The following is a 24,830-nucleotide window of genomic DNA, read 5'->3' as shown; positions in this document are numbered from 1 at the left end:
CCGCACCGAGCCAGGCACGAACCGTCTACTTCTTACTGCGGACCTCCGCCGCGAGTGCAGCTGAAAGGTCCATTCCAGAGCGCAACAAAGATGTCATCGTTGCGCACTCATCGCTGGGAACTCATCGGGTTTCCATCAGTTTTCTGACCCGCTTTCAGGTTGGACGGTTGTTGCTGCGGCCACCGGGGTGTCCACGGCTTGCGTGCCTGCCATGATCCGGCGTTCAACGTCGGCTGTTCCGGCAGCACCGTTGAGGGCGCGTCCGAACGCTCGACGTTTGACCGCCAGTGCCAGGCACTTTTCGCTGGGGTGCAGCCATGCACCCCGGCCAGCCATCCGGCGGCGTTCATCGACTAGGACGGCGGATGAACCGCTGCCATCGATGACGAGCCGGAGAAGCTCTGACCGGGCGCCCGTTTTCCGGCATCCGATGCAGGTACGCTGCGGCTGATGCTCGAGGTGTTGCACTTGTGCCACTTACGAGAATCTTCCTGCCAGTACATATCTGCCGTCCAGGGACCGGGCCAGCCTGGCTAAGGGCCCGTAAGGACACCTTCGCCGGAACCAAGCCCGGACGCGTCAAGGACACGCGGATACCGGCCGTAAGGCGCGGTCATGTCTATTCTAGCCCCTCCAGCGCCCGGGCCCCGAACTGAAGGGGCCACGAACGCCGGCGGGTGGGCCCGATCCGGGCCGAACTTCCAGCCCCGGCGGACGGTGACCGCGGGGTCAGCCCTATTTGTCGCGGTTGACCGCAGCATCGGAGACGATGTCGATCCGCCAGCCGGTGAGCTTGGCGGCGAGGCGGGCATTCTGGCCCTCCTTGCCGATGGCGAGGGAGAGCTGGTAGTCCGGCACCACTACGCGCGCCGAGCGGGTTGCCTCGTCAGTGATCGTGACGGAATTCACCCGGGACGGGGACAGTGCGCTGGCAATGAACGTGGCCGGGTCGTCGCTGTAGTCAACAATGTCGATCTTTTCGTCATTGAGTTCGTTCATGACCGCACGCACACGCGAACCCATTTCGCCGATGCAGGCACCCTTGGCATTGATCCCGGGCATGTTGGCTTTGACGGCCATTTTGGTCCGGTGCCCGGCTTCGCGGGCCAAGGCGACGATTTCCACCGAGTGGTCCGCGATTTCCGGAACTTCCATTTCGAAGAGCTTCCGAACGAGGCCCGGGTGCGAGCGGGACAGCGTGATCGACGGGCCCTTGGTGCCGCGGTGCACGTCGATCACGAACGCCCGGAGCCGGTTGCCGTGGGTGTATTTCTCGCCCGGCACCTGCTCCGGCGGCGGCAGGAGTGCCTCCACAGTGCCCAGGTTGACCTGGATCATGTGCGGGTTGTTGCCCTGCTGGATGGTGCCGGCAACCAGCTCGCCCTCGCGGCCCTTGAACTGGCCCAGCACGTTGTCGTCTTCGGCGTCGCGCAGGCGCTGCAGGATGATTTGCCGTGCGGTGCTGGCGGCAATGCGGCCAAAGCCCGCCGGGGTGTCCTCGAATTCACCGATCGGGGCGCCGTCGTCGTCAATCTCGGTGGCCCAGATGGTCACATGTCCGTTTTTGCGGTCCAGCTCGGCGCGCGCCGTCTCAAAGGCACCCGGCGTTTTGTGGTATGCCACCAGCAGGGCCTGCTCGATTGTCGGAATCAGGAGATCCAGCGGGATTTCACGCTCACGCTCCAGGAGTCTCAGTGCGCTCATGTCAATATCCATTAGGCCTCCTCGGAAGGTCCATTGTGTGCGTTCTCCAGACCGGCCTCTTCGAGGTGGCTGAACTCTATCTCGACTTTTCCACTGCGGATCCTGTCGAAAGGAAGTTTCATGGGCTCGCCCTGCTTGGGCTTCATCCCTTTTTTGACCGTGATCTCCGGGACCAGCGTGACGCCTGCGTCATCGACTGACCGGACCCGGCCTGTGACGTTCTCACCCTGCAGGACATTAACCTTAACCATCCGGCCGCGGGCCCGGTGCCAGTGCCGCTCTTCGGTCAGGGGGCGTCCGACGCCGGGCGAGGAGACCTCAAGCTCGTACGGGCGTGCGTCGGTGCTGGGATCGTTGTCCAGGATGTCGGAGAGAGACTTGGAAATCTCGGCGATGACGTCCAGGCCGACGCCGCCGGTCTCGTCCTGTGGCAGGTCCACCACCACGTGGACCACCCGGTTGGCGCCGGCGACGTGAATCGAGACGTCTTCCAGGTACAGCCGGTTCGCCAGGACTTCGGGCTCCAGGAGGGCATGCAGCCGCTCGGCCTCGAAGTTGTGAGCGGGTGCGGCGTCAGCCTTACCCGTTCCGGTCCGGTCTGTCGAAGTCGTGGCTTCTGCATTTGTCATGATGCCGGCCGCCTCCCGCTAGATGATGTTGTGTGTACTAGCCTAGCGATTTTCCGGGCACCGTGGTGCACTTCAGGTCCCGGCCGGCATGCCAACCATGACAAAATGGTCTGTTGTGAAAGAGGACAGCAGGCAAAAGCAGTGGCGGGAGCTCGTTCCGCGCGTCGCACTTCTCGCCTGCCTCGCCCTCGTGGTCGCAAGCCTGGGGCTGGCCTGGCGCCCCGCACACCCCATGGACCCCGCAGAACCGCCGTTTTCCGAACAAGCGCGGTCCGCTGCGCTGGCCGAAACGCTGAGACTGCGCACCGCCGGAGCAGCACTGGAGCGGGCAGCCGCGGGCGCCCCCCAACCGGCTGTGGCGCGGACTGTGAGTTTGCTGACAAGCCAGTCCCGGGCCCTCCTGCTGCCCGGGCAGGAGGGTGCCGAGACCGCTCCCCCGGCGGGCACTGCAGCACAATCGGCTGCCCCCACCGAAGCACCTCCTGCTGTTCCGCTGCCCGCGTCGGCCGCAGAATTAGCCGCCGCGCTGGCCGCCAGTGCCTCGCAACGGCTCGCCGACGCCAACGCGGCCGACGGCGGAATGGCCCGGCTGCTTGCCGCCGTCGGGACCGCCCAGCTGCTTCAGGCTTCCTCCCTTGCAGCGGCCGCCGGGGCGCCCGCCCCTGCGGTCGCCGACCCCGCTGCACCGCAGCTCTCCGGCGCGTGCCAGGGCGTTCCGGCATCGCCGTCGTCCGCTGCTGGGCCTTCGGCAGGCACTCCCGCCGCAACCTTGCCGGCGGCGCTGGCAGCAGCGGTGGCGAGCGAACGGGAAACCGTGTACGGCTATCAGGTGGCCCTCACCCGACTCGGGGGTACAGCAGCCGGCCCGGCCTCAGCGCAGCTCGCCCGGCACGAGACCCTCGCCGCCGGCGCGGAGGCGCTGAGCCGGATGCACTGCGTTGCCGTTCCACCGCGGGAAGCCGGCTACACCAGCGCACCTGCGTTCCTGGCCGCACCCGCCGCCGGGCTCGGCGCGCTGGAGGCATCGGCGCTTGCGGTGTACGGCGACCTGGTGGCTTTGAGCGAGGGGCAGACACGCCAATGGGCGGTGGCCGGCCTGGTCGGCGCCGCTCGCAGCGCCGCCCGCTGGGGAACCGACGCCGGAGCTCTTCCCGGCCTCACCGCAGATCAGGACGCGTTCCCCGAGCTGCCGGCTCCTGCTCTGGCCCCCGCACCCTAGCCGGCGAAGCGGGGAAGCGGCGGCTTACTTAGGCTTGTAATACTGGTGGTTCGGTGGCGCCGGTGCTTTGCTGTAGGCATGGACAGTCAAGCGGCCCCCACCCAGCACAAGAACGAGCCCCACCACAGCGACATCGCGCACCGCCTGAACTGGCTTCGCGCCGGTGTGCTGGGCGCCAACGACGGTATCGTCTCCGTCGCTGCGATTGTGGTCGGCGTCGCCGGCGTCACCACGGACTCCGGTCCCATCCTCGTCGCCGGAGCCGCCGGCGTCGTCGGTGGCGCCATCTCCATGGCGCTTGGCGAATACGTCTCCGTGAGCAGCCAGAAGGACAGCCAGCATGCGCTGATCGAAAAGGAACGCCGCGAGCTGGCCGAACAGCCCGAAGAGGAGCTCGAGGAACTCGCCGCCATCTATCAGGGCAAGGGCCTCAGCGCCGACACCGCCCGCACTGTGGCCAAGGAACTCACAGCGCACGACGCGCTTGGCGCGCACCTGTCTGCTGAACTCCACATCGACGAGACGGACATTGTCAGCCCGTGGCACGCTGCCTTCGCCTCCGCAGCTGCCTTCCTGATCGGTGCGATCCTGCCCATGCTCGCCATCCTGCTGCCGCCGGAGAACATCCGTGTCCCGCTGACCTTCGTGGCAGTGCTGGTGGCGCTGGCCTTGACCGGAGCCATCGGCGCCTGGATCGGCGGCGGTTCGAAGTCGAAGGCGGCCTTCCGTGTGGTGATCGGCGGTGCGGCGGCCCTGATCGCGACCTTCCTGATCGGCAGCTGGCTCGGCGCCAGCGGCATCACCGCCTGATAACCGCCACTACGCTGGACCGATGAGCCAGCCTGCAGACGTCCCGATTCCGACCGACCTCAGCCGCCGCTACGGCGGCAGCGCCGGCGGCCGCGACTGGCTGGCCTCGCTCCCCCGGCTGATCAGGGAGTGCCTGGGCCGGTGGCAGCTCGAACTTGACCTTGCTCCCGGCGCCCTGCCCTGGAACGGCCACGGCGCCATTGTGGTCCCGGTGCGCGCTGAAGCCGGCACCCGGCGGGCCGGCGCCGGGGAAGCAGCCGTCCTGAAGATCGCCTTTCCGCATGAGGATGCGCTGGCGGAACCGCATGCCCTCGCCCTCTGGAAGGGCGAGGGTGCGGTCCGGCTGCTGGCCAATGATGCCGGTGCGGGGGCGCTGCTGCTGGAGCGCCTGGACGCCGTCCGGTCCCTCCAGGACCAGCCCATGGACGTGGCGGTCCCGGTGTGGGGTGCCCTGGTTCGCCGGCTGAGCCTGGTGCCCGGCGTCGGGCCGCAATGGCGGGAGTTCAGCCATGTGGCAGCACGGGCCGAACAGTGGAGTGACGAGCTGCCGCAGAACTGGGAACGGCTGGGCCGGCCGTTCCCGCGCTGGCTGCTGGAAGCGGCTCTGGAGGTTTGCCAGACCCGCGGGGCCGTCGGCCGCCGCGCGGGGCGGGATGTGCTGGTCCACACCGATCTGCACTACCTCAACGTCCTGGCCCGGCCACACGGGGAAGCCGCCGGGGAAGCCGGCCAGGAGGAGGCCCGCAGCTGGGCCGCAATCGATCCCCAGCCCATGATCGGCGAGGCGGAATTCGCGGTGGCACCCCTGCTGTGGAATCGGATCCGTGAGTTGCCGCGGGCGCATCCGGAAGAGGGCCTGCGGCAGCGGTGCCGGGACCTCAGCCTTGCCGCCGGCCTCGACGCCGACGTCGCCCGGCAATGGAGCGTGGCCCGCGAGGTCGACAACGCCCTCTGTTACGCCTCCAAACGCCGCCACAAAGGGGACCTCGCCCGTTCGCTCTGGGTGGCCAGCACCCTGGCGGGCAAGCCCCTGCCGGAGCTCCCCGCGGCACACGACCTGCCGGCGCCGGGCGAAGCAGGCAGCTAGCGGTTCGGCCCGCGGACCTCGGCCAGGGCGTCCCGGACGACGTCGACGGCGACTGCCACGTCGGCGTCGTCCGTGCTCCAGTTGCTGACGGAGATGCGCAGGATGTCGCGGTCGCGCCAGCGCGAACCGGACATCCAGACCCGGCCGTCGGCGATGATCCTGGCGGTCACCGCGCGGGTAGTGGCGTCGTCGCCGAAGGCCAGCGAGACCTGGGTGTAGTTGACGTCGTTGAGCACTTCGATCCCGTCGAGCGCGGCGAGCCGCTCCGCCAATTCCTTGGCGTGCAGCACCAGCCCCCGGACCTGGCCGGCGACGCCGTCCCGCCCGAGCGACTTCAGAGCCGCCCAGACCGGCACCCCGCGGGCCCGGCGGGACAGCTCCGGGACCGTTTCGAAGGGGTCGGCCGCGCCGTCGGCGTCCTGCATCAGGTAGCTGGTGTGCACGCCCATGGCCGAGCGGAGCGCCTGGGCATCCCGAACCACGGCTATCCCGCAGTCGTAGGGCACGTTGAGGGTCTTGTGCGCATCGGTGCCCCAGGAATCGGCACCCCGCAGTCCGGCGGTCAGGGCGGACAGTTCCGGCACCGCGGCGGCCCAGAGTCCGAAGGCCCCGTCCACATGGACCCAGGCGCCGTGCGCTTTTGCCACCGCGATTGCCTCCGCAAAAGGATCAAAGGCGCCGGAGTGCAGGTTTCCCGCCTGCAGGCAGACCAGCAGCGGGGCGCGGGCTGACCCGGAAGCAGCTTCGCTGGCGCGGTCCAGCGCGCGGTCCAGTTCGGCCGGGTCAATGCGGCCCTGCCGGTCCGCGGGAATGGCAGTGGGCCTGCCCAGCCCGAGATACCGGAGGCCCAGGTCGATGGTGTCGTGCCGTTCCTGGCCCACGAAGCACTGTATCCGGGGGGCGCCGGAGAGCCCGTCGACGTCGAGGTCCCAGCCGGCGTCCGCCAGCAGGCGCCACCGGGCCGCTGCCAGGCCGGTGAAGTTCGCCATCGTGGCGCCGGTGGCAAAGCCGACGTCGGACTCGCCGGGAAGGTCCAGCAATTCGAGCAGCCATTTGCCGGCGGCTTCCTCGATGGCCGCCGTCGCAGGAGTGGCTAAGCGCAGCCCGGCGTTTTGGTCCCACGCACTGACCAGCCAATCCGCGGCGAGTGCGGCCGGCAGGGTGCCGCCGATAACCCAGCCGAAGAAGCGTCCGGACGGCATCGCCATCAGCCCGGGTTCGGCTTTGGCTGCCAGGTAGTCGATTACCTCCACCGCCGGGGTTCCCCTCAGGGGCAGCGGACCGCCGAAATCTGCGGCCAGGTCCGCCGCGGTCATCCGCGGGCCAACATGCCGGGTGTCCTGGCTTTGCAACCATTGGCGTGTGTGCCGGGCCGCAGCTTCGAGGGCACCGCTGTAGCGTTCTTCAGGTGCTGACATAGCTGCATGCTACGCCGGCGGGCACGCCAGCGGGAGTCCCCGGCGAGGCTTGGGGCGACGCTTGGGGCGGACGCGCGGGCTACCTGACGCTGTCCTGCCAGATGTCCGTTCCGAGCTTAATGATGAGCGCTCCGACGACCGCCAGGAACACGATGCGGATGAATTTGCTCCCCTGTTTAACGGCCGTCCGGGCTCCGAGGTAGCCGCCGGCCATGTTCGCCAGGCCCAGGACCAGTCCCAGTCCCCAGAGCACCGCACCGTGCGGGACAAAAAACAGCAGGGCGCCGGCGTTGGTGGCCATGTTCACGATTTTGGCCTTGGCACTTGCTTCGAGGAAGGCGTACCCCATCGCCGAAACAAGCGCGATGATCAGGAACGAGCCGGTGCCGGGCCCGATCAGGCCGTCGTAGAAGCCGATCACACCGCCGATCAGGCACGCCAGCACATAGTGCCGGTGACCGCTGTGCCGCAGCTGGGTCAGTTCCCCTACGTTGGGCCGCAGCGCAGTAAAAAGTGCGACGGCGACAAGCGCGGCCACGATGATGGGTTTGAAGACGCTCGCAGGGAGGTTCGCGGCGAGCACCGCCCCGCCGAAGCTGCCGGCCATCGCGATCACCGCCATCGGCACGGCGGTGCGAAGATCCGGCCGGACCCGGCGGTAATACGTGACGGCACTGGTGGCGGTGCCAAAAATCGACCCCATCTTGTTTGTCGCCAGGGCCTGCACCGGACTGATGCCCGGGACCAGCAGCATGGCCGGCAGCTGGATCAATCCCCCGCCGCCGACCACGGCGTCTACCCAGCCCGCGCCAAAGCCGGCGACCACAATCAGGATCAGAGTGCTGAGCTCTACCGATTCAAGCCCGGATACCACGCCTGCCGCTGCCGCGCGTTAGCTGTTGCGGACGGCGTCGACACAATAGTCGACTGCCTTCGCAACGGGGACGTTTTCGGCATGGCCGCTGCGGCGGTCCTTGATCTCGACGACTCCGTCCACCAGTCCACGCCCCACGGCGAGGATTGTCGGCACACCGACGAGCTCGGCGTCGCCGAACTTCACCCCCGGGGACACCTTGGGGCGGTCATCGTAAATCACCTCGAGGCCGGCGGCTTCCAGCTCAAGGGCCAGCTTCTCCGCGGCCGCGAAGATCTCCTCGCCGCGGCCAACGGCCACCACGTGGACATCGGCCGGGGCGACGGCGCGCGGCCAGATCAGGCCCTTGTCGTCGTGGTTGGATTCGGCAAGCGCCGCGACGGCGCGGGTGACGCCGACGCCATACGAACCCATGGTGACGACCACCTGCTTGCCGTTCTGGTCAAGGACTTTCAGTTCGAGCGCTTCGGCGTACTTGCGCCCGAGCTGGAAAATGTGGCCCATTTCAATGCCCCGGGCGGTTTCCAGCGGTCCGGAGCCGTCGGGGGCCTCATCGCCGGCCCGTACCTCGGTGCATTCGATGACGCCGTCCCAGCCGAAGTCGCGGCCGGCTACCAGCCCAAAGACGTGCTTGCCTGCCTGGTTGGCGCCGGTAACCCAGGCGGAGCCACGCACAACCCGGGGATCCACGAGGTAGAGCAGCTTGGCGGCGCCCTCGGCGCCCAGCAGGGCCGAATCAAGGGTCAAGCCCGGGCCAATGTAGCCCTTGACGATAAGGGGCTGCTTCTTGAGGTCCTCTTCGTTGGCGGCCTCAAGCATGATTTCGCCGCCGATGGGCAGGAAGGAGCCGATGTTCGCTTCCACCCGCTTGAGGTCAACTCCGCGGTCGCCCGGCACGCCGATCACTACGATCTGGCGTTCGCCGGTCGGCAGGGTGACGGCAAGGACAACGTTCTTCAGCGTGTCAGCTGCGGTCCAGGCGCCGCCGTCGGCCGGGGCGCGGGGCACCAGGGTGTTCGCGGCGTCGACGAGCGTATCAATGGTGGGGGTGCCCGGAGTGTCCCGCACCTGCGCGGCGGGGGCGTTGCTGAAGTCGATATCCGGCGGGACGACTGTGGTGACGGCCTCGACGTTGGCCGCGTAGCCGCCGGCGGAACGGACGAAGGTGTCCTCGCCGATCTCCGTGGGGTGCAGGAATTCCTCGCTCTTGGACCCGCCCATGGCTCCCGCCGTGGCTGCGACCGGGACCACTTCGAGGCCGAGGCGCTCGAAGATCTTCAGGTACGCGCTGCGGTGCGCGGCGTAGCTGGCGTCCAGGCCGGCGTCGTCAACGTCGAAGGAGTAGGAGTCCTTCATGATGAACTCGCGGCCGCGCAGCAGGCCAGCCCGGGGCCGCGCCTCATCGCGGTACTTGTTCTGGATCTGGTAGATGCTCAGCGGGAGGTCCTTGTACGAGGAGTACAGGTCCTTGACCAGCAGGGTGAACATTTCCTCGTGTGTGGGCGCCAGCAGGTAGTCGTTACCCTTGCGGTCCTGGAGCCGGAAGATCCCCTCGCCGTACTCGGTCCAGCGGTTGGTCACTTCGTAGGGTTCCTTGGGCAGCAGTGCCGGGAAGTGCACTTCCTGGGCACCGATCGCGGACATTTCCTCGCGAATGACCGCCTCCACCTTGCGCAGCACGCTCAGCCCCAGCGGAAGCCACGTGTAGATGCCCGGGGCGGCCCGGCGGATATACCCGGCGCGGACCAGGAGCCGGTGGCTGGCCACTTCGGCATCGGCGGGATCTTCACGCAGGGTGCGCAGGAACAGCTTGGAGAGTCGAAGGACCACGAGGTATCTATCCGTTTCTGGGAAGGTGCAGGGCAAAGCAGCAATGCTGTGAACCAGCAGTACCGGCACAGCCGGCACAAGAGTCTACGTACTAATCTACCGTCAGCCCGGATGCAGAAGAGCCACGCCATAACTGACGGAAGCCCCTGGCCGTTTCCGGCTGGTCATCCTGTCATGGCGTGGCCCTGCGGACCCCCGATTCCGCCAAAATTTCGGCTGCGGGTTCCCGGTGTTGCCCTCTGGGCATCTGCATCCCGGCACTTGCACCCGCGGAAACACGTGCCGACGCGGCACGGTAGTCCGAAGATATGTGACCCGGGGCACAAAAACAAGAGCCCTCACTCAGAAAAGCACTGTGGCGAACGTGCCTGCCTGCCGAAAGCCCACCCTCTCGTAGGTGGCGCGGGCCCGGGTGTTGAAGTTGTTGACGTAAAGGCTGGTCACCGGGGCAAGGGACTGGGCCAGCACCACCACTGCCGCCATGTAGCCTGCGCTGAGGCCCTGGCCGCGAAACTCCGGGTTCATCCAGACTCCCTGGACCTGCGTCACGTCCGAAGTGACCGCGCCGAGCTCGGCTTTAAAAACCACCTCGCGTGACTGGTTCAGGTGAACCATGGAATGACCCTCACGGATCAGGCCCTTGACCCTCCGGCCGTAATACTCGCGGCCGCCGAGATAGGGTGAATAGCCCACTTCCTCCTCGAACATGGCCGCGCAGGCGGGCAGTATCCGGTCGAAGTCGGCGAGCTGGCTAAAACCAAACTGCGGGTTCGGGGTCACGGCGGGCGGGCCGGCAATTGTCATCAGCGGCTGGTTCGCGCGGATCTCGTGGGCTGTCTGGCCGAAGACTTCCAGCCCGGCGTACAGGGCAAGCACCGTGTCGGCAGGACCGAAGATCGAGGCGTACCGGCGCCCCGAGCTGTGGGCGGCGGCTGCCACCGCGCCCGCGAACTCGGGGTCCAGCTGCACCGGCACCAGGTTGGCCCCGGCCCAACAGGCTCCGAGCAGGGTGCCGCCGTCGAACACGCCAAAGATGCTGGCGCCTCCCGTGGTGGGAGCAGCCGAACCGGCGGTTGCCAGGTGCGAGAGGATAAAAACGTTGGCGACGACGTCCTGCCGGGCCAGGGCCAGGAGCTGGGAAGTATCCGAACCCCCCAGGCTCCGGACCGTGACGCCGGCCGCGGCGCCGTCCTTACGAGACGCTAACCACGGGGCTACCCTTGACAGCATCTTCGCCATCGGCCTCCCCCATCTCTTCGGCGATGCGCATGGCTTCCTCGATCAGTGTCTCAACGATCTGGTCCTCCGGGACAGTCTTGATAACCTCTCCGCGGACGAAGATCTGGCCCTTGCCGTTGCCGGACGCTACCCCAAGGTCCGCTTCGCGGGCTTCACCGGGGCCGTTGACCACGCAACCCATAACGGCCACGCGCAGCGGAATTTCCATCCCCTCCAGTCCTGCCGTGACCTGCTCGGCCAGCGTGTACACGTCCACCTGGGCGCGGCCACAGGAAGGACAGGAGACGATCTCGAGCTTGCGCGGGCGCAGGTTGAGCGACTGCAGAATCTGGTTGCCCACCTTGATTTCCTCCACCGGAGGGGCCGAAAGGGAGACCCGGATGGTGTCACCGATGCCGCGGGAGAGGAGGGCTCCAAAGGCCGTGGCAGATTTGATGGTGCCCTGGAATGCGGGGCCGGCCTCGGTAACGCCGAGGTGCAGCGGCCAGTCGCCCTGTTCGGCGAGCATCTCGTAGGCGGCGACCATAATCACCGGGTCATTGTGCTTGACCGAGATCTTGAAGTCGTTGAAGCCGTGCTCCTCGAACAGCGAGGCCTCCCAGACGGCGGATTCCACGAGGGCTTCCGGGGTGGCCTTGCCGTACTTCTTCAGGATTCCGGGCTCCAGCGATCCGGCGTTGATGCCGATCCGGATCGAGGTGCCGTGGTCCTTGGCGGCCCGGGCGATCTCCTTGACCTGGTCATCGAACTTGCGGATGTTCCCGGGGTTCACCCGCACCGCCGCACACCCCGCCTCGATCGCGGCAAAAACGTACTTCGGCTGGAAATGGATGTCCGCGATTACGGGGATCTGGGACTTTCTGGCGATGATCGGCAGGGCCGCGGCGTCATCCGCGGACGGGCAGGCGACGCGCACAATGTCACAGCCGGAGGCCGTGAGCTCGGCGATCTGCTGCAGTGTGGCGTTGATGTCCGTGGTGGGCGTTGTGGTCATCGACTGCACGCTGATGGGCGAATCGGAGCCGACGCCGACCGAACCCACCTTGATCTGGCGGGTCTTGCGCCGCGGCGCAAGGACGGGGGGCGGTGCTGACGGCATTCCCAAGCTGACCGAGGTCACATGGACTCCTTGTATCGAAGTAGGTCTGGCGGGGGCTAGGCGGCGTGGGCGGCCAGGAGTCCGGAGACGGGCGCCCAGGCCGTGGTGCGGGTGCCGGAGATGGCCCCGGCTGCGGCGAAGGGATCCTGCCTGAGGATCTCGTTGAGCGCATGCTCGTCGGCGGCCTTTAAGATCAGCAAGGCTCCGGCGCCGTCACCGTAGGGGCCGCTGGCGAGCAGGGTCCCTTCCTGGGCCAGCCCGGCGGTCCAGTCCCGGTGTGCCGGGCGGGTAGCGTCACGGACTTCGGTGGATTCGGCGTCGTATACGTACTCAACAGCAAAAACAGTCATACGGATAGACTATCGCCCCGCCGGCCAGGTACCGATCCGGGACAGCGTTAACCGAGGAGGAGAACCTTGGCCAGGGCCGCCACACCGGCCGCCCAGAGCAGGGACGTCAGGGTGCCGATGATAAACCGCTCGGCAGCAACCGGTGTCTCCTTGAGCTCGGCAAAGCGGCCCAGGCCCTTGATCGCTACCACGTACGCGATGGCGACCGGCTCACCGGCGAGGATTGCAAGGCAGACCGCCAGGCGTTCCAGCACTCCGATGATCGCACCACCGCGCAGGATCCGTACGCTGCTCACCGGGGCGGCTGCGGTGCCGGCGGGTGCCGCGATGCCGGCGGGTGCTGTTGGTACGAGCGGGACTGAGGGTGCAACGGTGACGTCCGCGGCGGGGTCGTTCGCCGGATCGCCCGCTCCGCCGCCTGTTTCCTGCCGGTCATCGATGGTCCGGGCGAGCCGGAAGACCAACGCCGTGACGGGCCAGCCGGCGAACCCTGCGATGAGCAGCGCGAGGGTGATCCAGAGGGCGTTCACCGGCCTCCTTCCAAACGGTCGGCGGTCCGGTAAGCCGCGGCACGGACCGGCTCGCTGGCGCCGGTAGTGGACTCCATGGTGGCCTCGTTGGTGCCTGCGATCACTCCTTGCGCGAAGGCCAGCAGCATTTCGGCCGCGGGCCTCGCCGCCCATTCTTCCTGCCAGCCGGAGCGCAGCAGCGCACGGCTGACCGATTGCTCGGTGATTCCCAGTTGCCGGGCAGCGATCTTTTGCGTTCCATGCGTTCCCGCATGGCCGTCCTGCACGGTGCGCAGCACATCCACGACTTTCCATTGTGCCGCCGTCCGGTCCTGGACCAGCCGCCCGATCAGGCGCAGCACCGCCTCGGCGTTGGCGCAGGAACTGGCGCCGGCGGATCCCGCCGGCGAGGGTGCTGCCTCGCCCCGGCGCAATCCTCCCGAGGCGACGGCGAGGGGCACATGGGCGGAACCGGATTTGGCCTTCTCCACGGCCACCCGAGCCGCTACGAACGCCGGACCGGAACCTTCCCGCGGGCTTGCCGGCAGCGGCAGATCCACCGCCCCCACCCCGATTCCCACGTACCAGCGGCCGCTGCGCAGGGCGTGCAGTGCGATCTCCACTACTTCGCCCGGCCGCTCCAGGACCCCCTGGACTTCGTCGCCCACGGAACGCTCGAAGTGTCCGGCCGTGGAGAGCCCGGCCAGTTCCGCCAGCAGGGCCGGGACACGGTCGACGTCGGCAGTGCTTCCGCGCTGGTCGATTGTCATTACGTACATGGCCCTACCCTAAAGGGGTGATGTTCTAGAATCAATCAATTTCAACTGATTACCAAAAATAAGCCGAAATGAGCTGATAAAGAAAAAACAGCGTCATCCGGTTAGCCTGCCTGAGCCACGCTCCCCGAGTCCCGCGAGCAGACAGCCCGGCTGTAGGTGGGTCCGCTCCTGCTCGGCGCCTGGGCGGTCTTTGGCAGCTACCTTGGATCTCTCGCGCCGGGTGGAATGGCGCTCGCCGCCCAGGCTGGGACTGTTAATCCCCTAAGTGGCCTAGTATTTCCGGGCACAGATGATCCTGTGGTGGCCGCTTTGGGACCTCCAGCGCGTCGCCTGGTCCGTCTTCCTGGTCCTCTTTTGTGTCAACACGGCCCCTAACCTCACGGGAGATTTCCGCCGGCCGGAAGGCGGCGGGGTCAGCCGAAGAGATTGACGGGCTTAACGATGTCCGCGTAGATCAGCAAGGCGCCCATCCCCATCAGCAGCACCGCGACAACATAGGTCACCGGGAGAAGTTTGGCGATGTCGAACGCATCCGGAACCGGGCGGCCGAAGAGCTTGGCGATCCTGCGGCGCGCGCCCTCGTACAGCGCGCCGGCCACGTGGCCGCCGTCCAGCGGCAGCAGCGGAATGAGGTTGAAGACGGCCAGGGCGAAGTTGAGACCGGCCAGCAGGCCCACCAGGGCGGCCACCCTGGACTGCATCGGCACCTGCTCCATCGCGGCCACCTCGCCGGCCACCCGGCCCACCCCGACCACGCTGATGGGTCCGTTGGGGTCGCGGGGCTCATCGCTGAAGGCTGCCTTTGCGACGCCGGCCACACGCGCCGGGAGGTTCACAACAACGCCGGCGATCTGCTTGATGTTTTCTCCGGCCATGGGCAGGACCGCCGATGCCGGCTGCCGGACAAGGGCAGTCTGGGCGCCGACACCCAGGAAGCCGACGTCCTGGTACTGGAGCGTGCCGTCGGCACCCTTGGCCTGCCGGCCGTCGACCCCAACGACCGGGCGGGCAGAGAGCACGGGGGTGACAGTGGTGCTGACCGGAACGCCGTCGCGCTCCACGGTGATGGCAACCTTTTTGTCCGCGGACGCGCGGATCCAGCCGGTGAGCTCGTCCCAGCTGGTGACGGACTTGCCGTCGAAGGAGGTGATGACGTCATTGGGCAACAGGCCTGCGGCGGCTGCTGGCGTGAGCTTGCAGTCAGCGGAGTTCGGGTCCACGGTCTCGCCGGCCTTGACCTGGCACTTGGAGACATCAGCAATCGTGGTGGTCTGGGTGGCGATGCCAAAACCCATCAGCAGCACGGCCGTCAGCGCGAGCCCGATCAGCATGTTCATGGCCGGGCCGCCAAGCATAATGATGATCTTCTTCCAGGCCGGCAGCTTGTAGAAGACGCGGTTGCCGTCGTCGGGTCCGACTTCCTCATGCGCGAGCGACCGGGCGTCCGAAGCCAGGGACTGGAACATACCGGTGCTGGAGGGACGTACCGTGCCATCCTCCTTGTTCGGCGGGTACATCCCGATCATGGAGACAAACCCGCCCAGCGGGAGTGCTTTGAAGCCGTACTCGGTCTCGCCCTTCTTCCTGGACCAAACCGTGGGGCCGAAGCCGATCATGTACTTCGTGACGCGGACCTTAAACAGCTTGGCAGGCAGCAGGTGCCCCACTTCGTGCAGGGCAATGGACACGGCAATGCCGATCGCCACAAAGACGACACCGAGGATAAAAAGAAGGACGGGGCTCATGGGCGTAATTTGCTGCTTCCTAGACGCTGCTGATGGCTAAACGTTCGTGGGTGCGGGCTCGTGCCCATCGTTCAGCATCCAACACGGACTCCAAGGTCAGCTTGGAGGATCCTGTGTGTTCGCTGAGGACTGCTTCGATCGTATCGACGATATCGGTGAACCGGATCCGGCCTGCGTGGAAGGCCATCACGGCTTCCTCGTTCGCTGCGTTGAAGACAGCCGGGAAGGTGCTCCCCTGTTTTGCGGCATGCTTCGCCAGCCCGACGGCGGGGAACGCCGCGGTGTCCAGCGGTTCGAAGGTCCAGCTGGTGGCCTTGCTCCAATCACAGGCCTGCGCGGCCTTCGGCACCCGGTCCGGCCAGCCGATGCCCAGGGCGATCGGCAGGCGCATGTCCGGCGGGGAAGCCTGGGCGATGGTTGAGCCATCGATGAACTGGACCATGGAGTGGACGACGGACTGCGGGTGGACCACCACGTCGATCTTCTCCAGCGGGATGTCAAAGAGCAGGTGCGCCTCGATCACTTCCAGGCCCTTATTCACCAGGCTGGCGGAGTTGGTGGTGACCATCAGGCCCATATCCCAAGTGGGGTGGGCGAGGGCGTCCTGCGGGGACACAGTGCGCAGCTCGTGCCGGCTCATACCGCGGAAGGGGCCGCCGGAAGCGGTGAGGACCAGCCGATCCACCTCGGCCGCGGTCCCGGCGCGCAGGCACTGGGCGATAGCCGAGTGCTCGGAATCAACAGGGACGATTTGGCCCTCTCGGGCGGCGGCCTTGACCAGGGCGCCGCCGACAATCAAGGACTCCTTGTTCGCCAGCGCCAGGGTCGCGCCCGATTTGAGCGCCGCCAGGGTGGGCGCCAGGCCGATGGAACCGGTAATGCCGTTAAGCACCACGTCGGCTTTGATCCCGGCAATCCGGGTGGCGGCGTCCGGCCCGGTGATGATCTCGGGACGGTAGCCGTTCACCCCTTGGGCGCGGGCGGCGTCGTCGATCAGCGTCTGGAGGGCCGTCGCGTCGCCGGACGCGGTGCCGACGGCTTGGGCCCGGGTGTGGACGGCTTGCCGGGCGAGGAGTTCGAGGTTGCCACCGCCCGCGCTCAGCGCAATGACCTCAAAAAGGTGCGGGGCGCCGTCGACGACCTCAATCGCCTGCGTGCCAATGGAACCTGTGGACCCGAGGAGGACGATCTTGCGCGGCTGCATGTCTTAAGTATCCCGCACGGGGTTGAGTGCTTGTGGTGCCTGCCGGGCTGGCATTTCGCAACTAGGGTGAGCACGAACCGCCGGGGCGCGGGACAGCGTTCACGGTCGCCCTGGGCACCTTGTTTCCCATGGGGGTCCGTTTTTCCTGGTGAAGGGCCGACGTTGGGAATCTTCGGTGGCCCGGCGCAGGAGCCGCAAGCCCGGAAACTAGTGCCCGGCGCGGCGGAGCGTTGACTCGGCGTGCTTAAGGATGGGGCCGTCGACCATCTTGCCGTTGAACTGGAACACCCCGGAGCCAGCCGAGGCAGCCGCTTCGAGGAGTTCCCTGGCCGCCGTGACCTCGGATTCGGAGGGCGCATAGGCGTCGCGGACCACCGCGACCTGGTGCGGATGGATGCAGGCCTTGGACCCAAAGCCCGAGGCGACGCCGTCACGGGCTTCGGCGGCGAGCCCTTCAAGATCGGGAATGTTGACGTACACCGAGTCAACCGCTTCCTTGCCGAACGCCCGGGCGGCCAGCAGCACCGTGGAGCGGGCGTGCAGCGCCACCGCGCGGTAGGCGCCGTCGTCGGTCCGGCTGGAGGTGCCGCCGAGCGAGGCGAGCAGGTCCTCTGCACCCCACATCAGGCCCACCACATTGGGTTCCGCGGCGATGGCGGCGGCGTTGACGATCCCCAGTGCCGTCTCACAGAGCGCAATGACACTGTACCCCTCGAGTTCCTTGAGCTGCCCGGCGCTTTCAGCCTTGGCGAGCATCACGTGCCGGTACGGAGTGTGCTTGAGGCAGTGTAGGTCTTTTTCGAACTCTGCGGTGCCGGCCGGGTTGATCCGGATGATCGTCCGGCTCGGATCGAGCTCGGGGACGTCCCCGGTGGCCCCGAGCTGGGCAAGGATGGCGCCGCGGGCACGCTGTTTATCCGCCGGGGCCACCGCGTCCTCCAGGTCCACGATGACGGCGTCGGAGCGCTCGGCAGCCTTCTGGTAGCGCTCGGGGCGGTCGGCAGGGCAAAACAGCAGGGCAGGACCCATCAGGAAGCTCATCTGTCTATTCTCCGCTCTTGCGCGCATTCTGCGCCTCTGCATGTGCTTCGCGCACCCACATCAGGCAGCTGCGGGTGGCGAGCGCAACAACGTCGCCGTCCTGGTTCCGGCCGGTGTGCTTCAGGGTCACAATCCCTTGCCCCGGGCGGGAGGAGGATAACCGTTTCCCGGTCACCACAGTCTCGGTGTAGAGGGTATCGCCGTGGTACATCGGGTGCGGGAAGGACACGTCAGTCATCCCCAGCTGGGCGATGATCGTGCCCTGGGTCAGCTGCGGCACTGACTGCCCCACGACGGTGGCCAGGGTGAACATCGAGTTCATCAGGCGCTGGCCAAACGGCTGGTCCGCGCTCCAGGCGGCATCGAGGTGCAGCGCCTGGGTGTTCATGGTCATGGTGGTGAAGAGGACGTTGTCCGTCTCGGTGACGGTCCGGCCGGGCCGGTGCGCGTAGACCACGTCCTCCTCGAGCTCGTCGAAATAGAGGCCGCGCTGTTCGACGATCCGGGGCTGACGCGCCCGCAATGGTTCAGTCCTCATACCGTCAGTTCCTGGTCTTCCTCGAAGAGTTCGGCGCCGGTGGCCGCGGCCACGTCTTCCACGGACACATTGGGGGCAAGTTCGCGGAGCACCAGCCGGGACTTCCCGCCCTCGGTCACGACGTCGATCACGGCGAGGTCGGTGATGATGCGGTCCACGCAGCCCTTTCCGGTCAGGGGCAGTGTGCAGTGTTCCACGATTTTGGGCCTGCCGTTGCGGTCCACGTGCTCCATCATCACGATCACCTTCTTGGCGCCGAAGACGAGGTCCATGGCGCCGCCCATGCCCTTGACCATTTTGCCGGGGATCATCCAGTTGGCCAGGTCCCCGTTCTGGGCGACCTCCATGGCGCCGAGCACGGCCACATCCACGTGCCCGCCCCGGATCATGCCGAAGGAGGCGGCTGAATCGAAGAAGGCGGCGCCCTTGTTGACCGTGACGGTTTCCTTGCCGGCGTTGATCAGGTCCGGATCGACCTGGCCCGCCCCCGGGTAGGGCCCGACGCCGAGGATTCCGTTCTCCGAGTGCAGCACCACCTCAACGCCGGCCGGAATGTAGTTGGGGATCAGCGTGGGCATCCCGATGCCGAGGTTGACGTACTGGCCGTTGTGCAGCTCCTGCGCCACCCGGGCGGCGAGTTCGTGGCGGGTCCAGCCCTTCGTGTCAGGGCTCAGACCGGCGGGATGTACGACGGCGGAGCGCCGGTATTCGTGCCGGACCGCCTCCGGACGCGGCGGCTCCCCCTGCGCATTGTTCGTCTTCACAGTCATGCTCCTGCCTGGTCGGTGCTGCCGGACACGGGGCCGGAGGCCGGCACCGCGACGGTCCGCTTCTCGATCCGCTTCTCGACGCCGGGCGCCAGCACTACGCGCTGGACAAAGATGCCCGGGACGTGGACGTGTTCCGGATCCAGCTCCCCTGGCTCCACCAGTTCCTCGACCTCGGCGATGGTGATTTTCGCTGCCATGGCACACAGCGGGTTGAAGTTCATCGCCGTGGCGTGGAACACGAGGTTTCCGTGCCGGTCGCCCTTCCAGGCGTGCACGAGGCCGAAGTCGGGGGTCAGCGACTCCTCCAGCACGAAGTCGGCGCCGTTGAAGTTGCGCACCTCCTTTGCCGCGGAGGCGATCGCGACGTTCCCGTCGGCGTCGTACTTTTGCGGCAGGCCGCCCTCGGAGACCTGGGTGCCGACGCCGGCCGGGGTGTAGAACGCGGGAATACCGGCACCGCCGGCACGCAGCTTCTCGGCGAGTGTGCCTTGTGGGGTGAGGACCACCTCGAGTTCACCGGCAAGGTACTGCCGGGCGAATTCCTTGTTCTCCCCCACGTAGGAGCTGATGGTGCGGCGGATCCGGCCTTCCTTGAGCAGGATCCCGAGTCCCCAGTCGTCGACCCCGCAGTTGTTGCTGACGGTCTCCAGATTCGTGGCGCCGCCCCGGTGCAGGGCCTCGATCAGGGCCACCGGGATCCCGCACAGCCCGAATCCGCCGACGGCGAGCGAGGCTCCGTTAGGGATGTCCGCGACGGCCTCGGCCGCGCTGGCAACAACTTTATTGATCATCGGTGACCCTTCCCTCGACAGTTGCGGCCGGCGGCCGGTCAGAGCCCCAGTTCGCGGGCGATCAGCATCAACTGGACTTCGGTGGTGCCCTCACCGACTTCAAGGATCTTGGAGTCGCGGTAGTGGCGTGCCACGGTGAATTCGTTGATGAAGCCGTAGCCGCCGAACACCTGGGTGGCGTCCCGCGCGTTGTCCATGGCTGCCTCGCCTGCGACCATCTTAGCGATGGCCGCCTGCGTCTTGAACGGCTTGCCGGCGAGCATCCTGGCGGCCGCGTCGTAGTAGGCCAGGCGTGCGGTGTGTGCCCGGGCTTCCATCCGGGCGATCTTGAACGCGATGGCCTGGTACTTGCCGATGTTCTGCCCGAACGCGCTGCGTTCCTTGGCGTATTTCACCGACTGGTCCACACAGCCCTGGGCCGCGCCGACGGCCAGCGCCGCGATCGCGATCCTGCCCTCGTCCAGGATGGAGAGGAAGTTCGCGTAGCCCCGGCCCTGGGTGCCGAGCAGGTTTTCTTCCGGGACATGGACGTTGTCCAGGGTCAGCGGGTGTGTGTCCGAGGCGTTCCAGCCGACCTTGTTGTAGGCCTTCTCCGCCGTGAAGCCGGGGGTGTTGGCGGGCACCAGGATGGTGGAGATTTCCTTTTTGATACTCCCGTCCGGGCGCTCCGCCTGGCCGGTGACAGCGGTGACGGTGACAAGGCGGGTGATGTCGGTACCGGAGTTGGTGATGAACTCCTTGTTGCCGTTGATGACCCATTCCCCGCCTTCGAGCCGGGCGGTGGTCTTGGTGCCGCCGGCGTCGGAGCCGGCTTCCGGTTCGGTCAGGCCGAAGCCGGCGAGGGCCTTGCCGGAGGCCAGCAGCGGCAGCCATTCCTGCTTCTGCGCCTCGTTGCCGAAGCGGTGGATTGGCATGGCACCGAGCGAGACGCCCGCCTCCAGGGTGATGGCAACGGACTGGTCCACCCGGCCGAGCTGTTCGAGGGCCAGGGCGAGGGCGAAGTAGTCCCCGCCCATACCGCCGAACTCCTCCGGGAAGGGCAGGCCGAACAGGCCCATGTCCGCCATCTGGTCGACGACTTCGTAGGGGAAGCTGTGTTCCTCGTCGTGCTTGGCGGAGACCGGGGCAACCACCTGGTCCGCGAATTCGCGGACGGTGTCGCTGAGGTCCTGGTATTCCTCGCTGAGTTCAAAATCTGGCATGGTGACTCCTTCGTCGGGTCTGTGGGGCTGTTTGCTGGGGAATGGTGCTGAAGGTGTGCGGCGCTAGTCCGCGGCGCCCATGGAGATGGTGGCTTCCTCGACTGTGTCCTCGGCGGCGTCCGCCGGCGGAACCGGGGCGTGCGGGTGGATGGTGGCGAGGACCTGGTCTGCCTTGACGAGGTCGCCCGAGGTAGCGCTGATGTGCACGGTGCCAGCCAAGGGCGCGACGAGCTGGTGTTCCATCTTCATGGCCTCCACCGCGAGCAGCACCTGGCCGGCTGTCACGGCGTCGCCGTTTTCGACCGAGACGGACACCACTGTGCCGGGCATCGGCGAGCGCACCGCTGGGTCAGCGGCGCCTTCCTCGCGTTCGACGGCGGCGAGCACCCGGGCCAGCCGCGTCTCGCGGGTCAGCACCTCGAGCCGGCAGGACCATCCCTCGTTGCCGAGGAAGAGTCCGGAAGGGACCCCCGGCGCCGGGTTGTCCCAGCTCGGTGTGACCGCTCCGGCGTAGACCGGGGCAAGGCGGTAGGCCCGGGCTGTACCGTCCAGGGTCAGCACCATGTCGTTGCGCCTGCGGAACTGCAGGGCTGCCCTGCGTTGCGGGCCGTCGCCGACCGCCACTGTCACTTCAGCCGAGGCTGCGCTGCCGTGAACGTAGACGGAGGCTACACCGCCGCCTGGTGTTCCCAGACTGAGCATCCGCGGAGCTTGAGCGCCGAGACGCCAGCCCTCCCGCCGCCGCCACGGTCCGTCAACGGCGGACGTGTTGTGCTCCTCCATGGCCAGGGCATACACAGCGGCGGCGACCAATTCGAAGTCGTCCACCCGCCGGAAGCCGAAATCGGGCATCTTCCGTTCGATCAGGCCCGTGTCGAGCCGCCCGGCGCGGACGTCCGCGTCGTTGATCAGCAGGCGCAGGTATTCGACGTTGGTGTCGATCCCCAGCGCGGTATACCCGGCGAGCGCCTTGTCGAGCGTGTCCAGGGCGGCGGTGCGGTCCTCCCCCCAAGCGATGACCTTGGAGATCATCGGGTCGTAGCTTGAAGAGATCTGCAGGCCCTCCAGCAGTGCCGAGTCGACCCGGATCCTGCCACTCGCGGTATCCGGCACTTCGTCCAGCAGCACCACCTCTCCGATGGAGGGCAGGAAGTTCTTCTCCGGCACCTCGGCGTACACGCGGGCCTCCACCGAGTGCCCGGTGAGGACAACATCGTCCTGGGCCACGGTGAGTTCCTCGCCGGCCGCGATCCGGACCTGCCATTCGACGAGGTCGACGCCGGTGACCATTTCGGTCACGGGGTGCTCGACCTGCAGCCGGGTGTTCATTTCCATAAAAAAGAACTCGTCCGGGGCGTTGTCGGAGACCAGGAATTCCACGGTGCCGGCGCCGGAGTAGCTGACGCTGCGCGCGGCCTGGCAGGCTGCCTCGCCGATCCGGGCCCGGATCTCCGCGCCGTCGGGCAGGGACTCCAGCAGCGGCGAGGGTGCCTCCTCGATGACCTTTTGGTGGCGGCGCTGCAGCGAGCACTCACGCTCCCCGAGGTGGATCACGTTGCCGTGGTTGTCGGCCAGCACCTGGACCTCGATGTGCCGCGGGGTGGTGACGAGCCGTTCCAGAAACAGGGTGTCGTCGCCGAAGGCACTTGCCGCGACGCGGCGGGCGGTGGCCAGGGTGGCCTCGAGGTCCTCGGGCCGGTCGACGATGTGCATACCCTTCCCGCCGCCGCCGGCGGAGGGCTTGATCAGCAGCGGGAAGCCGACGCTGGCCGCTGCAGCGATCAGCCGCGCGTCGCTCATGCCGGGCTCGGCGATGCCCGGGACGACCGGGACGCCGTAGCCGGTGACATGGTTCTTGGAGCGGATCTTGTCCCCCATAACATTCAGGGATTCCACGCCGGGGCCGATGAAGGTAATCCCCGCCGCTTCCAGGGCGCGGGCGAAGTCGACGTTTTCGCTCAGGAACCCGTAACCCGGGTGAACTGCTTCGGCGCCGGTGTCGCGGCAGGCCTGGATGATGGCCTCGATCTTCAAGTAGCTCTCGGCGGCGGCTGCCGGGCCGATCCGCACCGCGGCGTCGGCTTCCCGCACGTGCCGTGCACCGGCGTCGGCGTCGGAATAGACCGCCACCGAACGGATGCCCAGGGCGCGCAGGGTCCGGATCACACGGCAGGCGATCTCGCCGCGGTTGGCGACCAGCACGGTGCCAAAGAGCGGCTTAGCGGGGGTTGCAGGAGTCGTAGTCACTGTTGGCTCACATCCGGAACAGGCCGAAGGAGGTCTCCGGCAGCGGGGTGCGGGAGACGACGTCGAGCGCCAGTCCCAGGACGGTGCGGGTGTCCGCGGGGTCGATCACGCCGTCGTCCCAAAGGCGGGCGGTGGAATAGTACGGGCTGCCCTGCTCCTCGTACTGGGCCTTAATCGGTGCCTTAAACGCTTCCTCGTCCGCGGCCGACCACTCTTCGCCGCGGGCCTCGAACTGGTCCCGCTTGACCGTGGCGAGCACACCGGAGGCCTGGTTGCCGCCCATCACGGAGATCCGGGACGCCGGCCACATCCACAGGAAGCGCGGCGAGTAGGCCCGGCCGCACATCGAATAGTTTCCGGCGCCGAAGGACCCGCCGATCACCACGGTCAGTTTGGGCACCCGGGCGGTGGCGACGGCGGTGACCATCTTGGCACCGTTCTTGGCGATGCCGCCCTGCTCGTAGTCCTTGCCGACCATAAAACCGGAGAGGTTCTGCAGGAAGACCAGCGGGATGCCGCGCTGGTCGCAGAGTTCGATGAAGTGCGCGCCTTTGAGCGATGACTCACTGAACAGCACACCATTGTTCGCCACGATCCCCACCGGGTGGCCGTGCAGCCTGGCGAAACCGGTCACCAAGGTGGTGCCATAGTTCTTTTTGAATTCGTGGAAGCGGCTGCCGTCCACCAGCCGGGCGATGACTTCGCGGACGTCGTACTGGGCATTCACATCCGTGGGGACGGCGCCATACAACTCCGCCGGGTCCGCAACCGGTTCGACGGCGGTATCCACGTCCCAGGCGGGCTCCGCCGGCTTCGGCAGGGTGGAGACGATGTCCCGGACGATCCGGAGCGCATGCTCATCGTTTTCGGCCAGGTGGTCGGTGACACCGGAGATCTTCGAATGCACCTCCCCGCCGCCGAGTTCCTCGGCCGTGACGATCTCGCCGATCGCGGCCTTCACCAAGGGCGGGCCGCCCAGGAAAATGGTGCCCTGGTTACGGACAATCACTGTCTCATCACTCATCGCGGGAACATACGCCCCGCCCGCGGTGCACGAGCCCATCACCGAGGCGATCTGCGGGATCCGGGCCGCAGACATCCTGGCCTGGTTGAAAAAGATGCGGCCAAAGTGCTCCTTATCCGGGAAAACCTCGTCCTGCTTGGGCAGGAACGCCCCGCCCGAATCCACAAGGTAGATACACGGCAGCCGGTTCTCCATGGCGACTTCCTGCGCCCGGAGGTGTTTCTTCACCGTCAACGGGTAGTACGTCCCGCCCTTGACGGTGGCGTCGTTGGAAATCACCAGGACCTGGCGGCCATGGACCAGCCCGATCCCGGCAATCACGCCGGCGCCGGGAGAATCGCCGTTGTACATGCCCTCGGCAGCCAGCGGCGCGATCTCCAGGAACGGGCTGCCGTCATCGAGCAGCCGATCGATCCGTTCCCGCGGGAGCAGCTTGCCGCGGGCCACGTGCCGTTCCCGCGACTTTTCCGGCCCGCCCAGCGCGGCGGCGGCGAGGCGTTCCTTCAGCGCCCGGGCCAGCACCAGCTGGGCCTCGCGGTTCGCGGCGAAGTCAGCACCCGCGGCGTCCACCTGACTGGCGATTGTCTCCATTGACTGCTTCCGTTCCTGGCCCGCTTGCTGCGGGGCGACCGATGATCACCGGCGAGTTCCGGCCATTCGGTTAGTGACGTATAACTGAGATTTAGGTTAGTCTCTATTAACTGTGATGTCCAACACAGGC

23 protein-coding genes are annotated in these 24,830 nt (G+C 67.1%); 3 read left to right on the top strand and 20 right to left on the bottom strand.

Going from position 1 to position 24,830, the window contains the following annotated elements:
- Positions 1-135: 135 nt before the first annotated feature.
- The 3 genes from QMG72_RS05575 to rimP all read right to left on the bottom strand — a co-directional run bounded on the left by QMG72_RS05575 (position 136) and on the right by rimP (position 2,333).
- Positions 136-468, bottom strand: coding sequence for a YlxR family protein (locus tag QMG72_RS05575; RefSeq protein ID WP_283479999.1), 333 nt, complete (start codon positions 466-468; stop codon positions 136-138).
- Between the two features lie 267 nt (positions 469-735).
- Positions 736-1,716 carry a transcription termination factor NusA gene (gene nusA, locus QMG72_RS05570; protein WP_253033249.1) on the bottom strand — a complete coding sequence of 327 codons (981 nt, stop codon included), beginning with the start codon at positions 1,714-1,716 and terminating at the stop codon, positions 736-738.
- Complete coding sequence (gene rimP, locus QMG72_RS05565; protein ID WP_226774225.1) at positions 1,716-2,333, bottom strand: ribosome maturation factor RimP; 618 nt, start codon at positions 2,331-2,333, stop codon at positions 1,716-1,718. Before rimP ends, nusA begins: the two co-directional genes overlap by 1 nt.
- A 97-nt stretch (positions 2,334-2,430) precedes the next feature.
- On the opposite strand from rimP, the gene QMG72_RS05560 reads away from it, so the two are divergent.
- From QMG72_RS05560 to QMG72_RS05550, 3 genes are all read left to right on the top strand, one after another.
- Entirely contained in the window at positions 2,431-3,552 is a 1,122-nt protein-coding gene (locus QMG72_RS05560; protein WP_283479940.1) for a DUF4439 domain-containing protein, read from the top strand.
- A 78-nt stretch (positions 3,553-3,630) separates the two neighbouring features.
- Positions 3,631-4,362, top strand: a complete 732-nt coding sequence (locus tag QMG72_RS05555) for a VIT1/CCC1 transporter family protein (RefSeq protein WP_253033251.1) — start codon at positions 3,631-3,633, stop codon at positions 4,360-4,362.
- Positions 4,363-4,384: 22 nt separating this feature from the next.
- Positions 4,385-5,449 carry an aminoglycoside phosphotransferase family protein gene (locus tag QMG72_RS05550; RefSeq protein ID WP_253033252.1) on the top strand — a complete coding sequence of 355 codons (1,065 nt, stop codon included), beginning with the start codon at positions 4,385-4,387 and terminating at the stop codon, positions 5,447-5,449.
- Here QMG72_RS05550 and QMG72_RS05545 read toward each other — a convergent pair.
- The 17 genes from QMG72_RS05545 to QMG72_RS05465 all read right to left on the bottom strand — a co-directional run bounded on the left by QMG72_RS05545 (position 5,446) and on the right by QMG72_RS05465 (position 24,700).
- The gene (locus QMG72_RS05545; RefSeq protein ID WP_283479939.1) at positions 5,446-6,867 is read right to left on the bottom strand and encodes a pyridoxal phosphate-dependent decarboxylase family protein; all 1,422 of its coding nucleotides are present in this window, start codon (positions 6,865-6,867) and stop codon (positions 5,446-5,448) included. The genes QMG72_RS05550 and QMG72_RS05545 overlap by 4 nt on opposite strands.
- 79 nt (positions 6,868-6,946) lie before the next feature.
- Positions 6,947-7,741, bottom strand: coding sequence for a sulfite exporter TauE/SafE family protein (locus QMG72_RS05540; RefSeq protein ID WP_283479938.1), 795 nt, complete (start codon positions 7,739-7,741; stop codon positions 6,947-6,949).
- A gap of 18 nt (positions 7,742-7,759) precedes the next feature.
- Positions 7,760-9,571, bottom strand: coding sequence for a proline--tRNA ligase (locus tag QMG72_RS05535; protein ID WP_253033253.1), 1,812 nt, complete (start codon positions 9,569-9,571; stop codon positions 7,760-7,762).
- A gap of 342 nt (positions 9,572-9,913) precedes the next feature.
- Positions 9,914-10,801 (bottom strand): GNAT family N-acetyltransferase, encoded by an 888-nt coding sequence (locus tag QMG72_RS05530; protein WP_283479997.1) that lies wholly within the window; start codon positions 10,799-10,801, stop codon positions 9,914-9,916.
- Positions 10,764-11,930, bottom strand: coding sequence for a flavodoxin-dependent (E)-4-hydroxy-3-methylbut-2-enyl-diphosphate synthase (gene ispG, locus QMG72_RS05525; protein ID WP_226774232.1), 1,167 nt, complete (start codon positions 11,928-11,930; stop codon positions 10,764-10,766). Before ispG ends, QMG72_RS05530 begins: the two co-directional genes overlap by 38 nt.
- A gap of 35 nt (positions 11,931-11,965) precedes the next feature.
- Positions 11,966-12,259 carry a YciI family protein gene (locus QMG72_RS05520; protein ID WP_226774233.1) on the bottom strand — a complete coding sequence of 98 codons (294 nt, stop codon included), beginning with the start codon at positions 12,257-12,259 and terminating at the stop codon, positions 11,966-11,968.
- A 47-nt stretch (positions 12,260-12,306) separates the two neighbouring features.
- Positions 12,307-12,789: a hypothetical protein gene (locus QMG72_RS05515; RefSeq protein ID WP_226774234.1), complete on the bottom strand. Its 483-nt coding sequence runs from the start codon at positions 12,787-12,789 to the stop codon at positions 12,307-12,309.
- Positions 12,786-13,547, bottom strand: coding sequence for a MarR family transcriptional regulator (locus QMG72_RS05510; protein WP_283479936.1), 762 nt, complete (start codon positions 13,545-13,547; stop codon positions 12,786-12,788). Before QMG72_RS05510 ends, QMG72_RS05515 begins: the two co-directional genes overlap by 4 nt.
- 413 nt (positions 13,548-13,960) lie before the next feature.
- Positions 13,961-15,292: a M50 family metallopeptidase gene (locus QMG72_RS05505; RefSeq protein WP_283479934.1), complete on the bottom strand. Its 1,332-nt coding sequence runs from the start codon at positions 15,290-15,292 to the stop codon at positions 13,961-13,963.
- A 19-nt stretch (positions 15,293-15,311) separates the two neighbouring features.
- Complete coding sequence (gene dxr, locus QMG72_RS05500) at positions 15,312-16,496, bottom strand: 1-deoxy-D-xylulose-5-phosphate reductoisomerase (protein WP_226774237.1); 1,185 nt, start codon at positions 16,494-16,496, stop codon at positions 15,312-15,314.
- Between the two features lie 207 nt (positions 16,497-16,703).
- Positions 16,704-17,537, bottom strand: coding sequence for an HpcH/HpaI aldolase/citrate lyase family protein (locus QMG72_RS05495; protein WP_283479932.1), 834 nt, complete (start codon positions 17,535-17,537; stop codon positions 16,704-16,706).
- A gap of 4 nt (positions 17,538-17,541) precedes the next feature.
- The gene (locus QMG72_RS05490) at positions 17,542-18,075 is read right to left on the bottom strand and encodes a MaoC family dehydratase (RefSeq protein ID WP_283479930.1); all 534 of its coding nucleotides are present in this window, start codon (positions 18,073-18,075) and stop codon (positions 17,542-17,544) included.
- Entirely contained in the window at positions 18,072-18,845 is a 774-nt protein-coding gene (locus tag QMG72_RS05485) for a CoA transferase subunit B (RefSeq protein WP_283479929.1), read from the bottom strand. The genes QMG72_RS05490 and QMG72_RS05485 overlap by 4 nt, the downstream gene beginning before the upstream one ends.
- A complete protein-coding gene (locus tag QMG72_RS05480; RefSeq protein WP_226774241.1) occupies positions 18,842-19,636 on the bottom strand; it encodes a CoA transferase subunit A in 795 nt (264 codons plus the stop codon). Before QMG72_RS05480 ends, QMG72_RS05485 begins: the two co-directional genes overlap by 4 nt.
- 38 nt (positions 19,637-19,674) lie before the next feature.
- A complete protein-coding gene (locus tag QMG72_RS05475; protein ID WP_253033260.1) occupies positions 19,675-20,838 on the bottom strand; it encodes an acyl-CoA dehydrogenase family protein in 1,164 nt (387 codons plus the stop codon).
- Positions 20,839-20,901: 63 nt separating this feature from the next.
- Positions 20,902-23,085 carry an acetyl/propionyl/methylcrotonyl-CoA carboxylase subunit alpha gene (locus QMG72_RS05470; protein WP_283479927.1) on the bottom strand — a complete coding sequence of 728 codons (2,184 nt, stop codon included), beginning with the start codon at positions 23,083-23,085 and terminating at the stop codon, positions 20,902-20,904.
- A gap of 7 nt (positions 23,086-23,092) precedes the next feature.
- On the bottom strand, positions 23,093-24,700 hold the full coding sequence (locus QMG72_RS05465) for a carboxyl transferase domain-containing protein (protein WP_283479926.1): 1,608 nt from the start codon (positions 24,698-24,700) through the stop codon (positions 23,093-23,095).
- Positions 24,701-24,830: the final 130 nt, after the last annotated feature.

It is taken from the genome of Pseudarthrobacter sp. PH31-O2 (assembly GCF_030063265.1).
In the GTDB taxonomy this organism is placed as follows: domain Bacteria; phylum Actinomycetota; class Actinomycetes; order Actinomycetales; family Micrococcaceae; genus Arthrobacter.
This window is presented reverse-complemented; position numbering and strand designations above follow the sequence as displayed.